Origin of the sequence: Ruegeria sp., assembly GCF_965221235.1 — a bacterium.
Lineage (GTDB): Bacteria > Pseudomonadota > Alphaproteobacteria > Rhodobacterales > Rhodobacteraceae > Ruegeria.
Genome location: NZ_CBDCRS010000004.1, coordinates 3,146,836 through 3,162,238, shown reverse-complemented (window position 1 = coordinate 3,162,238; position 15,403 = coordinate 3,146,836). Strand labels below are relative to the sequence as shown.

At 60.0% G+C, this 15,403-nt stretch carries 15 protein-coding genes; 7 read left to right on the top strand and 8 right to left on the bottom strand.

From position 1 onward, the window contains the following. Window positions 1-18 precede the first annotated feature (18 nt). Both ACOQOY_RS19105 and ACOQOY_RS19100 read right to left on the bottom strand, forming a co-directional pair. Window positions 19-903 carry a fatty acid desaturase gene (locus ACOQOY_RS19105; RefSeq protein WP_420586911.1) on the bottom strand — a complete coding sequence of 295 codons (885 nt, stop codon included), beginning with the start codon at window positions 901-903 and terminating at the stop codon, window positions 19-21. Then, window positions 896-1,099 (bottom strand): DUF2061 domain-containing protein, encoded by a 204-nt coding sequence (locus ACOQOY_RS19100; RefSeq protein ID WP_420586910.1) that lies wholly within the window; start codon window positions 1,097-1,099, stop codon window positions 896-898. Before ACOQOY_RS19100 ends, ACOQOY_RS19105 begins: the two co-directional genes overlap by 8 nt. Window positions 1,100-1,206: 107 nt before the next feature. Here ACOQOY_RS19100 and ACOQOY_RS19095 point away from each other — a divergent pair, with 107 nt between their 5' ends. Together ACOQOY_RS19095 and ACOQOY_RS19090 are read left to right on the top strand one after the other, a co-directional pair. Then, a complete protein-coding gene (locus tag ACOQOY_RS19095) occupies window positions 1,207-2,073 on the top strand; it encodes a helix-turn-helix domain-containing protein (protein WP_420586909.1) in 867 nt (288 codons plus the stop codon). A gap of 82 nt (window positions 2,074-2,155) precedes the next feature. Continuing rightward, window positions 2,156-2,338 (top strand): hypothetical protein, encoded by a 183-nt coding sequence (locus ACOQOY_RS19090; protein WP_420586908.1) that lies wholly within the window; start codon window positions 2,156-2,158, stop codon window positions 2,336-2,338. A 6-nt stretch (window positions 2,339-2,344) separates the two neighbouring features. Here ACOQOY_RS19090 and ACOQOY_RS19085 read toward each other — a convergent pair whose 3' ends face one another. From ACOQOY_RS19085 to ACOQOY_RS19075, 3 genes are read right to left on the bottom strand one after another with little or no spacing between them, the layout of a single operon-like run. Beyond that, window positions 2,345-3,106 carry an SDR family oxidoreductase gene (locus ACOQOY_RS19085; protein WP_420586907.1) on the bottom strand — a complete coding sequence of 254 codons (762 nt, stop codon included), beginning with the start codon at window positions 3,104-3,106 and terminating at the stop codon, window positions 2,345-2,347. Beyond that, window positions 3,103-4,569 carry a carnitine 3-dehydrogenase gene (locus tag ACOQOY_RS19080; protein ID WP_420586906.1) on the bottom strand — a complete coding sequence of 489 codons (1,467 nt, stop codon included), beginning with the start codon at window positions 4,567-4,569 and terminating at the stop codon, window positions 3,103-3,105. Before ACOQOY_RS19080 ends, ACOQOY_RS19085 begins: the two co-directional genes overlap by 4 nt. A 5-nt stretch (window positions 4,570-4,574) precedes the next feature. Next, on the bottom strand, window positions 4,575-5,498 hold the full coding sequence (locus tag ACOQOY_RS19075; protein WP_420586905.1) for a 3-keto-5-aminohexanoate cleavage protein: 924 nt from the start codon (window positions 5,496-5,498) through the stop codon (window positions 4,575-4,577). 131 nt (window positions 5,499-5,629) lie between these two features. On the opposite strand from ACOQOY_RS19075, the gene ACOQOY_RS19070 reads away from it, so the two are divergent. Then, on the top strand, window positions 5,630-6,616 hold the full coding sequence (locus ACOQOY_RS19070; RefSeq protein ID WP_420586904.1) for a GlxA family transcriptional regulator: 987 nt from the start codon (window positions 5,630-5,632) through the stop codon (window positions 6,614-6,616). Between the two features lie 69 nt (window positions 6,617-6,685). Here the strand turns inward: ACOQOY_RS19070 and ACOQOY_RS19065 are convergent, their stop codons facing one another. Genes ACOQOY_RS19065 through ACOQOY_RS19055 form a run of 3 tightly spaced genes read right to left on the bottom strand, consistent with a single transcriptional unit; the run spans window position 6,686 to window position 9,698 of the window. Continuing rightward, window positions 6,686-7,732 (bottom strand): aldo/keto reductase, encoded by a 1,047-nt coding sequence (locus ACOQOY_RS19065; RefSeq protein WP_420586903.1) that lies wholly within the window; start codon window positions 7,730-7,732, stop codon window positions 6,686-6,688. A 36-nt stretch (window positions 7,733-7,768) separates the two neighbouring features. Further along, window positions 7,769-8,227 carry a DNA polymerase III subunit chi gene (locus ACOQOY_RS19060; RefSeq protein WP_420586902.1) on the bottom strand — a complete coding sequence of 153 codons (459 nt, stop codon included), beginning with the start codon at window positions 8,225-8,227 and terminating at the stop codon, window positions 7,769-7,771. 4 nt (window positions 8,228-8,231) lie between these two features. After that, complete coding sequence (locus ACOQOY_RS19055) at window positions 8,232-9,698, bottom strand: leucyl aminopeptidase (RefSeq protein WP_420586901.1); 1,467 nt, start codon at window positions 9,696-9,698, stop codon at window positions 8,232-8,234. A gap of 240 nt (window positions 9,699-9,938) precedes the next feature. On the opposite strand from ACOQOY_RS19055, the gene lptG reads away from it, so the two are divergent. From lptG to pdxA, 4 genes are read left to right on the top strand one after another with little or no spacing between them, the layout of a single operon-like run. After that, a complete protein-coding gene (gene lptG / locus ACOQOY_RS19050) occupies window positions 9,939-11,039 on the top strand; it encodes an LPS export ABC transporter permease LptG (protein ID WP_420586900.1) in 1,101 nt (366 codons plus the stop codon). Beyond that, window positions 11,039-13,195 (top strand): LPS-assembly protein LptD, encoded by a 2,157-nt coding sequence (locus ACOQOY_RS19045; RefSeq protein ID WP_420586899.1) that lies wholly within the window; start codon window positions 11,039-11,041, stop codon window positions 13,193-13,195. The genes lptG and ACOQOY_RS19045 overlap by 1 nt, the downstream gene beginning before the upstream one ends. After that, window positions 13,186-14,439, top strand: a complete 1,254-nt coding sequence (locus ACOQOY_RS19040) for a peptidylprolyl isomerase (RefSeq protein WP_420586898.1) — start codon at window positions 13,186-13,188, stop codon at window positions 14,437-14,439. Before ACOQOY_RS19045 ends, ACOQOY_RS19040 begins: the two co-directional genes overlap by 10 nt. Beyond that, a complete protein-coding gene (pdxA, locus tag ACOQOY_RS19035) occupies window positions 14,436-15,401 on the top strand; it encodes a 4-hydroxythreonine-4-phosphate dehydrogenase PdxA (protein ID WP_420586897.1) in 966 nt (321 codons plus the stop codon). Before ACOQOY_RS19040 ends, pdxA begins: the two co-directional genes overlap by 4 nt. Window positions 15,402-15,403 lie beyond the last annotated feature (2 nt).

Sequence of the window (15,403 nt, the reverse complement as noted above, 5' to 3'; positions counted from 1 at the left end):
TTCCCTTCTGTCGTGAAATCAGGGCTTTGGCCAGAGCGGATGCGGCACCGGATCTTTCGCCCGCCAGAAAAAAGATCGGAATATCTCACCGTAAGAGCGGTAGACATAGGCCTCGTTACTGGTCAGGTATCGGTCTTTTCCAGCCCGGTAGAGCACAGGCAGATGATACCATGGCGCTGCCGGATTCATGTGATGAACGACGTGCAGGTTGTTGTTCAGAAACAGAAAAGCCAGAAGGCCGCGATCCTCAATGATCACGGTTCGAGCGTTTGAGTTCTCATGCGCGCGATGCTCAAGAAAGGTACGGATTTTCACCAGAGCCAACCCGATATACGCGGACAGAATGTACGCCCAGATCGGCATCGCCGTGTGGGACACGACCCACAATACCGCAATCACACCGGGCAAGTGCAAAGCCCACGCCCGTAGGATATCTCGATCACCGCGCAAAGCACCGCGCAGTTCACTACGCATAAACACATATTGCCCGATCGTCGGCCCCAGCACGATCCGGCCCAGCAGGGTATTATTCGCGGTCAGCACCCGCCTCTGCCATTCGCGCAAAGTCCCCCAGACCTTTGGGTCCAGATAATTCGACTCGGGGTCGTCATAGGGGTCCGTCAGTGTGGCGTCGCGGTGATGCGCCAGATGCAGATCCCGAAACCTATGATACGGGATGAATAGCGTCAGAGGCAGCGCCATCAAGGCCTCGTTCAGCCTTTTCGAACGGAAAGGATGACCATGCAGCGCTTCGTGGGTCAGCGACGAATGCAGAGTAGCAACCAACCCCATCGCCGGTATCGCCAGCCATACAGGCAGCCAGAAGATGACGGCCAACCACGCCCCGTAACAGGCCAGTATCAACACGAAGGTGCCCCACTCGGGCTGTGCGGGCCTAGACATTGCGACCCCACGCAATTCCAGCCCAGACGCGTTCGTAAATCACGTACATCGTCAGACCGATACCGGTATTCACAATTGCCAGCGTTCCGCCCACAGCTGCCGACCCGGTGGCCACCAATCCCACCAGCGTCATTACGGCCAGTCCCATGACATTCCACAGCACCGCTTTCACGACTGATCTGCGTCGTGTTTCCATTCCGTCACCCATATTATTGTTATGTCTTAAAAATTACGGGACGGCGCATCCGTTGAAAATTCTGAATATGATTAACAAAACTCATCATCTATGATATTTTCAAACACATGACGGATAAAATCGACAAACGAGACCGTGCGGCACAGTTTCGCCTGCGTCTTGCCCGCGCGATGGAAGAGCGTCACGTCAGCCAAAGTGCGCTAGCGCGTCACATCGGTGTGGATCGCTCAACCGTATCGCAATTGCTGACCGACGCAGGCGCACGTTTGCCGAACGCGCATGTGGTGGGCAGCTGCGCCTCGGCGCTGGGGGTTTCGGCTGACTGGCTTCTCAGTATCTCAGATCGGCCTGAAAGCGCGGCGGAGCTGCTGGCAAGCTCTCTGACCATGACCGAAGCACCTCGCGCGCTGGTGGATGAACGAATCTTCGAATGGCATCAGGAAGCGGCGGGTTACAAAATCCGCTATGTTCCAGCCACTTTGCCCGACATGTTAAAGACCCGCACCGTTCTGGAATGGGAGTACGCCCCGCATTTGGGCCGCACAGCGGATCAGGCCATCGGAGCTTCGGCGGACCGGCTGAAATGGATGCGCAGCGCGCAATCCGACTATGAGATCGCCATGCCGCTTTATGAGATTCACAGCTTCGCCCACGCCACAGGGTATTACGAAGGGCTCTGCCCCAATATCCGGCTTGAACAGATAGACCACCTGCTGGCGATCTGCGAACAGCTCTACCCGCGCCTGCGCATCTATCTGTTTGACGCAAAACGGCTTTACTCGGCCCCGGTAACGATCTTCGGCCCATTGCTGTGCGTTTTCTATGCGGGAAGTCACTATATGGCCTTCCGCGACCGCGACCGGATTGAGACCTTCACCCGCCATTTTGACACGCTGGTGCGCGAAGCCGACCTGACTGCGCGTGACTTCTCGGAGCACCTGAAACAGCTGCGCGCGGAGATTTCCGCGCCCTGAGGATGCACGGACGTTCATCTTATGCTATCGTCAATCGGCGCGAACCTTCGGGTATTCCGATCACAGACGGAGGACGACAGGAATGGACGCACTACAAACCGCTCAATACGCACGGGCTTTGTACACCGCTCATGGCGACCGGGCCGAGGCGGAAGCTGCACAGAAAATGCGCGAATGCGAGGCTGCGGGGAATAAACAGGAAGCCAAGGATTGGCAGGCAGTTCGCCAGTCCATCCGCCAGATTCGCGGCCCCAACCAGGGCTGAAACCATCTAGATTTTCGGGTCAGGGTTCACCGTATGCCCGTCCACGGCGATAACCTGACCCGACACCAGCCGCGCCGCGTCTGAGGCGAGGAAGACTGCCATATTGGCGATGTCCTCCCCCTCGACAAAGCGACCCATTGAAGTGCCCGAGGCATAGCCTTCGTAGACCTGATCGCGGGTCATACCCTTGGCCTCAGCCTCACGTTGCAGCACTCCCTCCATCCGAGGACCTTCGACTGCACCGGGGCAAATCGCATTGGCACGGATGCCGTGTGGGCCAAGCTCCATCGCCAAGGTCTTCATCAACCCTATAACCGCCCATTTCGCCGCCGCATACGGCGCGCGATTGGGATAACCGAACTGACCAGCCGTCGAAGAAGTGATCAACACTGCCCCACTGCCTTGCCTCTTCAGGATTGGAACAGCGTGTTTCGAGCATAAAAACGCACCTTCCAGATTGACCGCCAGACACGCGCGCCAATCCTCCAGCGCCACGTCCTCGACCAAGGCCGTTGGCCCAGCCACCCCGGCATTGGCGCAGAGCGCATCCAGCCCACCCCATTCAGCTTCAACCTCATGAAACAAAGTGGTCACAGCCACCTCATCCGTCACATTAACCCTGCTTTGGCGCCAATGTGCCGGGCAATCGGACAGAGCAACCTGATCCACGTCCACCACCCAGACCTGCGCGCCAGACGCATAGAACGCCTCGGCCATCGCGCGGCCAACGCCTGACGCGCCAGCCGTGATCAGAACGCGTTGTGTCACGATGGTTTGCGGATCGCAGCACCCGCGCCTTCAGGGTAAGGCAACCCGGCTTGAGCCTCGGCGATACGTGCCATTGCCGCCTCAATATCCGGTGATGGGGCGCTTGGGCGACGGGTTTCAAGGCTTACGTGCAGCAAGAAACTTTCACCCGTGGCCAGCAGTTTTTCGCCCTCGTACATGCTGTGGAACACGTGTAGCTTCTTACCCTGCCCCAACAGCATCTGCGTACGCACCTCGATCTTCGCGCCTGCGTTTACTTCGTCGATGTAACGGATGTGGTTCTCGGCCGTGAAATAGCTGCCACCGGATGAGATGTAATCCGCGTCACAGCCAATGATCTCCATGAACCGATCCGTGGCGGCGGCGAAGGCTTCGACATATTTCGCTTCATTCATGTGGCCGTTGTAATCGGTCCAATCCAATGGCACAGCGCGAGACAGGGTGAGGATCGGCTGGCTCAGGTCCGCCTGCTCCAGTGTCGGCAGAGCACCGGGTTTCAGCAGAGCGTCATGTTGGTTCAGCACCGCCCCAGCGCCGTAGTTTTGCGCTTTCAGAGCGCGCATCATCCCAACAAGGTTGTTGTCACGAATACGCTCCAACTCGCGGATCGAGTGCATCCCCGATTGCGCATCCGACTGATCGGCAATCATATCGACCAACTCGTCGGTGAACTCTGGCACATCCATCAGCTTGGTCCAAGGCCACTTCAAAGCCGGTCCAAACTGCGCCATGAAGTGCCGCATCCCCGCCTCGCCTCCGGCCACGCGGTAGGTCTCAAAAAGCCCCATCTGCGCCCAGCGGATGCCAAAGCCCATACGGATCGCCTCGTCCACTTCTTCGGTCGTTGCGATGCCGTCCTTGACCAGCCACAGCGCCTCGCGCCAAACGGCTTCGAGGAACCGGTCCGCGATATGTGCGTCTATTTCCTTTTTGATATGCAGCGGGAAGAACCCCACCGATTTCAATAACTCCTGAGCCCGTTGGACCATCTCAGGCGGATTCTTATCAGTCGGCACCAGCTCGATCAGCGGCAACAGGTAAACCGGGTTGAATGGATGCGTCACCACGATCTGCTCAGGCCTTAATGCGCCCTCCTGCAACTCGGACGGTTTGAAACCGCTGGTCGAGGACCCAATAATCGCGCCCGTATCGCACGCCTCCTGCAAGCCTTTGTAAACCTTCAGTTTCAGATCCAGCCGTTCGGGTACACTTTCCTGAATCCATGTAGCACCCGAAACCGCGTCGGCCAAATCCTCGTGGAATGTCAGAGTACCCTCAGGCGGCAGAGGAACGTCACTCAGCCCCGGCAAAGAGCGTCGTGCATTGTCCAGAACCTCGCCTATCTTACGCTCAGCCTCGGGGTCAGGGTCGAACACCCGCACATCCCAACCGTTGAGCAAGAACCGCGCGGCCCATCCGCCGCCGATGACGCCACCACCGACGATTGCTGCTGTTTTTGTCATGTCAATCAACTCGCTGCGGTGACTGGCGCGCGCTTGGTGAGCCCCAGTTTCTCACGCACCTCCTGCGGTCCGATTACTCGCGCGCCCATATTCTCAATGATGGTCCCGGCCCGTTCGACCAACTGCCAGTTCTCGGCCAGAACCCCCTTATCTAGCCACAGGTTGTCCTCCAAACCGACGCGCACATTGCCGCCCGCCAGAACCGTCGCCGCGACATAGGCCATCTGATTTCTTCCCAGCGAGAATGCGCTGAACGTCCAGTCATCCGGCACGTTGTTCACCATCGCCATGAAGGTATTCAGATCATCCGGCGCGCCCCACGGCACCCCCATGCATAGCTGCACCAGAGCGTTGGGTTCCAGAATCCCCTCTTTCACCAACTGCTTGGCAAACCACAGATGACCGGTGTCAAAGGCCTCGACCTCGGGCTTCACGCCTATGTCTGTCATCATCTGCCCCATCGCCCGCAGCGCACCGGGGGTGTTGGTCATGACATAATCGGCCTCGGCAAAATTCATCGTGCCGCAATCCAAGGTGCAAATCTCTGGCAAACACTCAGCAATATGCGCCACACGCTCGGTTGCGCCGATCATGTCGGTACCCGCTTCGTTTACGGGAAACGGACTTTCGACCCCACCAAATACGATGTCACCGCCCATGCCCGCGGTCAGGTTCAAAACCACGTCGACTTCAGCGTCGCGAATACGATCCGTCACCTCGCGATACAGGTCCAGCCGGCGGCTCGGCGCACCAGTCTCGGGGTCGCGCACGTGGCAATGTACCACGGCTGCGCCCGCCTTAGCGGCGGCAATCGCGCTGTCGGCAATCTGCTGCGGCGAGCGTGGTACATGCGGGCTGCGATCCTGCGTTCCGCCCGAGCCGGTCACAGCGCAGGTGATGAAGACGTCGCGGTTCATTTCCAGAGGCATTGCGTTTTCCCCAAGTTATACCCGGTTTTGCCGTGAGTTTTCCCCAGGCTTCTCCCCGGATTCCGATTTGCGTTGCCCGCGACTCTGACGCAGCCTTGTGGAAACACTTGCCAGAATGCGAATCGAACTTGATGAAATCCGCAAAAAACATACTTCAGCCCGAACATCGCGCCCTGAAAACGGCGGTTTTGGTGCTGGACGAATGCAACACGCTCAGCTTCGCCTCAGCCGTTGATCCGATGCGCGCCGCCAACCGTCTGGCGGATCGCCCTGCCTTCGATTGGGACTATGTGACCGCCACGGCGGAACCGGCGATGCTGACCAGCGCGCTGAACGTGCCCGGTATCCCATTGGCAAGGCTGCAAGGCTGCGACCTGATGATCGTCGTCGCGGGGTTCCAACTGGCTCGCCACGCAACGCCCAGCCTATTGGCCGGGCTGCGCCGTATTGCAAACACCGGGGCCACGATGGCAGGCATTGACGGAGGGCCTTGGCTGCTGGCCGAAGCAGGCTTGCTGGACGGCCACTGCGCCACCACCCACTGGGAAGATCTGGACAACTTCGCCGCCCGTTTTCCCGAGGTAGATGTGCGGCCTGATCGGTTCACGGTCTCTGAAAACCGTCTGACTTCCGGCGGAGCCATCCCGGCGGTCGAAATGATGCTGCACATCATCGCCGCCCGCCATGGCGCTGGTTTCGCCGCGCGTGTCTCTGGCCTGTTCCTGTATGACGGAGCGCCGGAACCCACAAAACCTCAAAGCCGCACCGGAGCGCCCCATCGCCACACCGCCCTGACGGCCAAGGCGAACACGCTGATGGAGTCCTCGCTGGACGATCCCCTGCCTTTGGTCACTATTGCGGAAACCCTCGGCACCAGCCCACGCACCCTGCAGCAACAGTTCCGCTTGCGCCTGAACACAACGCCGCAAGACCACTATCTGCAACTACGTCTGGCCGAGGCCCGCAGACTGGTCACCGATACCGACATGTCCCTGATGGATGTGGCCTTGGCCACCGGCTTCGGCTCACAATCCAGCTTCGCGCGCGCCTTCCGCACTGCACACGGCCTTTCGGCCCGCGACCTTAGACAAGAGCGCATCCACCCCACTCATCACTGACTGGATCCGCTTCATCTGGCCAAGGACATCTCGGGGGAGGCGCCCAAGGCGCGTCGGGGGCAGCGCCCCCTAAAACGGCATGGGATGCGCGCGATGGGCCTCAGTAATGTCCTTTACGACCTCATCCGACAACCGCAGGTCCCTACCCGCCAGAATATGCTCTAGCTGCGCCGTTGAAGTCGCACCGAAAATGGCCGACATCATAAACGGCCGCGTCCGACACCAGGCCAACGCCATATGCACCGGGTCCAGGCCATGGCGATCGGCAACTTCCAGATAAGCCGCCACAGCCTCAAACACGCGTGGGCCGGTACGTCCGCCCATGCTGGCCACCAGTGACATGCGAGAACCCTCCGGAACTGCACCGGACTGATACTTGCCAGTCAGGAACCCCGCACCCAAGGGCGAAAAGGCCATCAGGCCCACATCCTCATGCACGCTCAATTCAGCCATATCGGTATCGAAATGGCGACACAGCAGCGAGTATTCGTTCTGAACCGAGGCCACCCGTGGCGCGCCCATCTGCTCGGCGATCCGCAGCCACTGCGCCGTCCCCCACGCGCTTTCGTTGGACAGGCCAAAGGCGCGGATGTTGCCCTTGTCGACCTGCGCTTGCAGAGCCGCAAGACACTCCTGCATGTTGTCCAGAACTTCGTTGGTGTTGTGCCCCGACGGCGCATAGTTCCAGTTCTGACGGAACATATAGCTGCCCCGGTTCGGCCAATGAAACTGGTAGAGATCAATACACTCGGTCTGCAAGCGCCGCAGAGAGCCTTCGATCGCGCCGGGTATTGTTTGGGCCGTGATAGGCGCGCCGTCACGGATATGGTTCATCCCGGCCCCTGAATGCTTAGTCGCCAGAACATAATCCGCGCGCCGCGACGGGTTGTCCGCGTTCCAATTGCCCAGAATCTCTTCGGTACGGCCTACAGTCTCTTTCGAGACCGGGTTCACCGGATACATCTCGGCCGCATCGACGAAATTGATCCCCGCGTCCAGCGCCATGTCCATCTGTTTGTGCGCGTCAGCTTCGGACGTCTGCGTTCCAAAGGTCATCGTACCCAGACACAGATCCGTCACCATGATGCCGGTACGGCCCAAAGGCTTCATTTCCATCCGCTAATCTCCTGAAAATATTCCTGAAACCTGAAGCTACGCCTCGGCTTTTTTCTCCCACCGGCCCGATTCTTCAGACCAATACTGCGCCGCGCATCCCGCGCCAGTCAGGGCTTTCCACTGCCCCCGCGCGTGTTGAACAGCCCGTTCGTCATTGCCGTCGAACAGAATGCAAACGCGCTCCAGTGCTGAAACTTCTTCCGGCTCGACTGCTGCGCCGTCCACAGCCATAACACAGGCCGGCTCGTTAGCCGCCTCAGGCCCGGTCGTCAGCAGGATTGGCTGCGCCGCGTCATGCGGACCCCCGGCGCAACCATGCGGCAGGAACCCCTCGTCGGGTCCCAGCCACAGCGTTTCATCCAGCCAGTCCATGCGCGCGGGATCGGTGCCCCGCACGGCGATCTTCCACCCGGCCTGCCGCGCCTTGTCCAGCAGAACCGGCAAGGTACGTTCCAGAGGTTGCCGGGTCAGGTGGTAGAAATAGACGGCCCCCATCTGCTTACTCGAAATTGTCCTGCACCAGACGGTTGAGCGCGCGCACGCCCCAGCCGGTCGCGCCTTTGGGCGCATAAGAGGTCTCGGACGACACCGAAGCCACACCCGCAATATCGAGGTGAATCCACGGCGTTTCCTCTTTCACGAACCGTTGCAGGAACTGCGCCGCGGTGATCGAACCTGCCGCACGTCCGCCCACGTTCTTCATGTCGGCGATGCGCGATTTCAGCAGTTCATCGTATTTCGAACCCAAGGGCATCCGCCACGCACCTTCATCTTCGGCCTTGGCGGATTTCAGGAAGGCATCGCAGAACGTGTCGTTATTCGAGAAAACCCCGGCATTCTCATGCCCCAAACCAATGATGATTGCGCCGGTCAATGTGGCCAGATCAACCATGCCCACCGGCTTGAATCGCTCTTGCGCGTACCACATCACGTCGCACAGAACCAAACGGCCCTCGGCGTCGGTGTTGATAATCTCGACCGTGTCACCCTTCATCGACTTCACCACATCGCCGGGGCGGGTGGCGTTGCCCGAGGGCATGTTCTCGACCAGACCAACCAGCCCAACCACATTGGCCTTTGCCTTGCGCTTGGCCAGCGCGCGCATGGTGCCAGCGACAACACCCGCGCCGCCCATGTCCATGGTCATGTCTTCCATGCCACCCGCAGGTTTCAGCGAGATACCACCGGTATCAAACACCACGCCTTTACCGACCAGAGCCAGCGGCGCGTCATCTTTGTCGCCGCCTTTCCACTGCATCACCACAACCTTCGACGGGCTAACCGAGCCCTGCCCCACGCTCAGCAGCGTGCGCATGCCCAGTTCTGCCAGTTTGTCCTCTTCCAGCACCTCGACCTCAAGGCCCAGCGACGTCATCTCGGCCAGACGGTCGGCGAATTCAGTGGTGGTCAGGACGTTGGCGGGTTCGTTGGTCAGATCGCGGGTCATCCGCACGCCATCTGCCACAGCATAGAGCGGGGCAAACGCAGCTTCGACCTCGTCGGCTTTCTGGTGACTGACGGTGACGGCGCCGGGCGCGTCGGAGTCTTTGGATTTATGCGCGTCGAAATCATAACTGCGCAGCGCAATGCCCATTGCCAGTTCCTCGGCCCGGACCTGATTGCCAGCCATAACCAGCAGCGGTTTGCCTCCGGTCAGCTTGGCCAGTTTCGCGCCGCCTTTGCGCGCCTCATCCGCGTCGGGGCGTCGGGGCAGAACCAGAATGTCCAGCGCATCGGCCGCCATACCGCTGGGCCATGCCAGCGTGATCACGTCGCCTGTTTTCACCTTTTCAAACCGCGCGCTTTCAACCAGCCGGGCGACAGCGCCACGTGTCAGTCGGTTGGCGCGTCGGGCGGCGGGGTTCATCTTGCCATCCGACGGAATGATGATGGCGACGCGCCCCTCGGCCTGCGCCATTGCGTCAAGGTCAAAGGCCTGAAAACCGATCGGTACAAGACTGCTCATTGCAAACTCCTCAAAAACTGTTCCCCAAGACCTAGCCCGCGCGGCACGGCTTGACCAGATAGCAGTTTTCCCCGCCTGCCAATTGCATTACAGTCCCGAAAAAATTCCGGCAGGATCGGGGGAGAACGACTTGGCGAGACAGGGCAGGCATAAGCCGTTGCGCATCCGCGCAGGCATTGGCGATTCTGGCCTGAAATTTGCCCGTTTCCGCAGCACATACGCCTTGGCGGGGGCTGCTTCGTGATCCTCGACCGTTACTTTGCGCGCCGGTTCACCCAGAGCTTTCTGGTCATTGGCGGTATCTTTCTGACCCTGCTGATTCTGATCGACCTGGTGGAACAGGCACGCCGGTTCGACTCGGAAAACCTATCCTTCGGACGTTTGCTGCACCTGACATTGCTCAACACCCCGGCAGCGATCAGCGAGATGTTGCCCCTGTTGATCATTCTGTCGACCATCGCCCTGTTCATCGGCCTTGCGCGCAGCTCGGAACTGGTGGTGACGCGCGCCATTGGCCGGTCAGGTATCCGGGCGCTGTTGGCCCCGGTGGTTCTGGCTTTGGGTATCGGTGCGTTGGCCGTTGGCTTGCTGAACCCATTTGCGGCCGCCACGTCCGAAGAATATCGACGATTGTCAGACACATACAAGAACCGTGGCAACTCGGCCCTGTCGATCACCAGCGAGGGGCTGTGGCTGCGTCAGGGTGCCCAAGACGGGCAATCCGTTATTCATGCTCAGGGAACCACCAACGGCAACACGCTAGAATTGCTGGATGTTACAGTCGTCACCTTTTCGCCAGATGGTCGACCAACGCAGCAGATCGTGGCGGATCGCGCCCGGCTGACAGACGGCAGTTGGCTTTTGACCAACGCGAAAATCTGGCCGCTGGCTGATGACGTAAACCCAGAAATAGATGCGACCCAGCATCAGCGGATCGAGCTTCCCACCACTCTGACACGGCAGAGGATTCTGGATACGCTTGGGCAGAAAGACTCGGTCTCGGTCTACGACTTGCCGCAATTGATCAGCGATCTGCGCGAGGCGGGCTTTTCCACCAAACAATACGAGGTTTGGTTTCAGGTGCAGCTTGCACGGCCCTTTTTCCTGATGTCGATGGTGCTGATCGGCGCGGCCTTTACCATGCGCCACGTGCGATTTGGCGGAACCGGAATCGCGGTTCTGTCCGCCGTCCTGCTGGGCTTCGGGATTTATTTCGTTCGAAACTTTGCCCAAATTCTGGGGGAAAACGGTCAGTTGCCTATCCTTGTTGCGGCCTGGGCTCCGCCCTTTGCAGCCATTCTACTGTCTCTGGGGCTTTTGCTGCACGCGGAGGACGGCTGATGCGCTTACTCACACGTCTGTTCCTGTCCGGTGCCGTAGCGCTGGCGCTACCCTTGGGTGCCTACGGCCAAAGCCAGCCTGCCCCACCCCCTGCCACCGCGCAAGAGGATCAACCGGCCCTGCTGGTGGCCGACAAAGTATTCATCACTGCCGACAGCGTTCTAGTCGCCGAAGGTAATGTCGAAGCCTTTCAGGGTGACGTCAAAATCACCGCCGACCGGGTCACCTATGACCGCGAGACCGGCGCGCTGCAACTGGAAGGCCCAGTGCGCATTGATCAGGGCGGACAATCCACAATTCTGGCGGATTCGGCGGAACTGGATGAAGGGCTTCAGAATGGGCTGCTGATCGGCGCGCGGATGGTGTTTGACCAGCAGGTGCAGATCGCCTCGGTTCAGGCCGCACGTGCCGGCGGACGGTACACACAGCTGAGCAAGGTATCCGCCACGTCCTGCCATGTCTGTGCAAACGGCAAGCCGCCGCTCTGGCAGATCCGCGCCCGCAAGGTAACGCATGACCAGTTAGAACGACAGCTGTACTTTGAAGGCGCGCAGTTCCGGGTTCTGGATGTGCCGGTTTTCTATTTTCCCTATTTGCGCCTGCCCGACCCGACGCTGGATCGGGCAACCGGGTTTCTGGTGCCGTCGGTGCGGACCACGTCGCAGTTGGGAACCGGCCTTCAGGTCCCCTACTTCATTAAGCTGGGCGACGACAAGGACCTGACGCTAACACCGTATTATTCGCCAAAGACCAGAACGCTGGGATACCGTTATCGTCAGGCATTCAAGCGCGGGCGCATACAGCTTGAGGGCGCACATACCCGCGATGACCTGCAAGAGGGCGAGGATCGCGGGTATTTCTTTGCAAATGGCTGGTTCAACCTTGAGAACAGCTTTCGCTTTACCTTTGACCTCAAGACCACATCCGACGACGCCTATCTGGCCGATTACGGCCTGCCGGATTTCGACCGCCTGCGCAGCGAGATCGCATTGGAGCGTATCAAGCGTGACACCGCGTTCCGCACCAGTTTCATCCACTACAAGACCTTGCGTGACAGCGAGGATCAGGATGAAATCCCGTCGCGCATTTTCGACCTGTATTATCAGAAACGTCTGTTCCCGACCTCGGTCGGAGGAGAAGCCCGGCTGAGCTTTATCACGCATGCCCATGAAAGGACCAGCGATGCTGATATCGTCGGGCGCGATGTCGCCCGTGCTACGCTGGATGCGGAGTGGCTGCGCAGCTGGACATTTTCAACCGGATTGCGGGCGGATGCGCGTGTCGGGGCCTCGGTCGACACGTTCGACGTCCGCCACGACAGCCAGTTCCCGGATCACGTGACCCGCACCACACCGCGCGCGGCACTGACGTTGCGCTATCCGATGCGGCGGCGCGAACAATCCGGTGCGACGCAGATACTTGAGCCGATTGCACAAATCGGCTGGACCCATGTGTCGGACGACAACGTGCCAAATGACGAAAGCACGTTTCAGGAATTCGATCAGGGCAACCTGCTGTCCCTGTCGCGCTTTCCCGCCCCCGATCAGCGCGAAGACGGCGTCACCGGTGTGGTTGGTGTGAACTGGTCCCGCTATGGCACCGGCGGCTGGCGAGCCTTGGCCACAGTTGGTCAGGTCTTTCGTAGCGAGGCGGACCCCAATTTCAACCTGACCTCGGGTCTTCAGGGCACAACATCGGACTTGCTGCTGGCCGGTCAGTTGCAGACGGCCAATGGCTGGTCGCTGGCCGGGCGTGGCCTGCTGAACGGGGATATGAGTTTTGCCAAGGCCGAACTGCGCGCCGCATGGCAACAGCAAACCGCCGGAGTAACCGGCAGCTATGTCTGGCAAGAGCCGGACCCGGCAGAAAACCTGACCGACGAGACATCCGAAATCCGCTTGACCGGACGTTACACGGTGGATCAGAACTGGCGCACCACGGCATTGGCGCGCTATGATCTGAACGCGTCCGAGCCGATCCGATTTGGCCTGGGTGTCACCTATCAGAACGAATGTGTACAAGTTAACATGAGCGTCAACCGCCGCTTTACCTCGTCATCAAGTATTGAGCCTTCGACGGAATTCGGCTTTACCGTAGCCCTGACAGGATACTCCGTTGAAAGTGGCGCCCAACAGTTCAAGAGAAAATGCAGTTGATTTCACGTTTCACCAGTTTCGCTCGTTCCGGTTGGCTTAAACCGGTCGCTCCCGCCCTGATCGGAGCCGTTCTGGCTCTGACGCCCCTACAGGGTGTGGCCCAAAGCCTGTTTTCTCCGGCGATCAAGGTGAATCAGGACATCGTCACCTGGTACGAGTTGAATCAGCGCCAGCAATTCTTGAACCTGCTGGGCGCGCAAGGCGCGACCGAGGCCGAGGTTCGACAAGCGCTGATCGACGACCGCCTGCGCAAACAGGCTATGCGCGAGGCGGGTATTCAGGCCTCGCCCGAAGCCATTCAGGTGGGCATCGACGAATTCGCGGCGCGGGGTCAGTTGAGCACGGACCAGTTCCTGCAATTGTTGGCCGAAGGTGGCGTTGACCGCGAAACCGTCCGCGATTTCGTGGCGGACCAGCTGTCATGGCGCGACTATATCAGCGCCCGCTTTCTGTCTCAGGCCCGTCCGACAGCGGACGAGATCAACCGCGCATTGGGTCAGTCCGGCAGCGGCGGTCTGCAGGCCCTGCTGTCCGAAATCATCATCCCGGTGAATCAACAAACCGTGGCGCAGGCCGAATTGCTGGCGCAGGAGATCTCACAGCTTGAGGGCTTTGATGCGTTCTCAGCCGCAGCCACGCAATATTCAGGCGCAGCCACCCGCAATAATGGCGGCCGACTTGAATGGCTGAACATCAGCGATCTGCCTCCGGCACTACAACCTGTGATCCTGAGCCTGAAAAACGGCGATATCACTCAGCCGCTGAACCTGCCGAACGCCATCGCCCTGTTCCAGATGCGCGGCCTGCGGGAAACAGCCCCCGGCACGCCCACTTATTCAAAGATCGACTATGCGATCTACAATCTGCCCGGCGGCCGCAGCGCTGAAACGCTGGCCCGGGCGGCGCGCCTGAGAGAAGAGATCGACACCTGCGATGACCTTTACGGTCTGGCCAAGGAAAACCCCACCGAGGTCCTGCAACGCAATGAGGCCAGCCCGGCCGAAATCCCGCGTGACGTCGCGCTGGAACTGGCCAAGCTTGACCTGAACGAGGTCTCGACCACGCTGACCGGGAACAACGGCCAGACTTTGTCGTTCCTCATGCTGTGTACACGCACCCGTGACCTGGGCGAGGACACGACACGCGCCGATGTGGCCAATGCGCTGACTCAACAGCGGCTTACCGCCTTGGCTGACAGCCTTTTGGAACAACTGCGTGCCGAAGCCAACATCGTCGAGCAATGACGGCCCCGATCGCGCTCAGCTGCGGTGAACCCGCGGGCATTGGCCCCGAGATTGCCGCCAAAGCGTGGTCCGAGCTTCGCGACACCTGTCCGTTCTTCTATATCGGCGATGCAGCGCATCTGCCGGCAGGCACGCCCGTAGCCCAAATCTCGGACCCGTCTCAGGCACTGACGGCCTGTATCGACGCATTGCCTGTTCTGCACCTGGATTTCCCTGCCCCGAACGTGCCGGGGAAACCTGATCCGAAAAACGCGCCGTCCGTCATTGCCGCAATCGAACAAGGCGTCACGCTGGTGCAGTCTGGCGCCGCATCGGCGCTGTGTACCGGTCCGATCCACAAGAAGGCGCTCATCGACGGGGCCGGGTTCGCCTATCCCGGCCATACCGAATTTCTGGCCGCCCTCGCAGACCGCGATCAGGTCGTGATGATGCTGGCCAGCGACCAGCTGCGCGTGGTGCCCGCGACGATCCACATTGCATTGTCGGACGTCCCCGCTGCCCTGACCCCAGACCTGCTGCGCAACACCATCGCCCTCACCGCCGAAGGGCTGCGCACCCAATTCGGTATCGCACATCCCCGCCTCGCCGTCGCAGGGTTGAACCCGCATGCGGGCGAAGGCGGCAAAATGGGCGATGAAGAGATGAACTGGATTGCCCAGCTGATCGCTGACCTGCCAACTGATGGCTACACTGTCTCTGGTCCGCATCCGGCAGATACGATGTTTCACGCCGCCGCCCGCGCCCGGTACGATGCCGCCATCGCCATGTATCACGACCAGGCCTTGATCCCGATCAAAACGCTGGATTTCGACCGTGGCGTGAACGTGACGCTTGGTCTGCCGTTCATCCGCACCTCTCCTGACCACGGTACCGCGCTGGACATCGCCGGAACCGGCAAGGCCACCCCCACCAGCCTGATCGAAGCCCTGAAACTCGCCCACCGCATGGCAAAAAGCCCTTGATC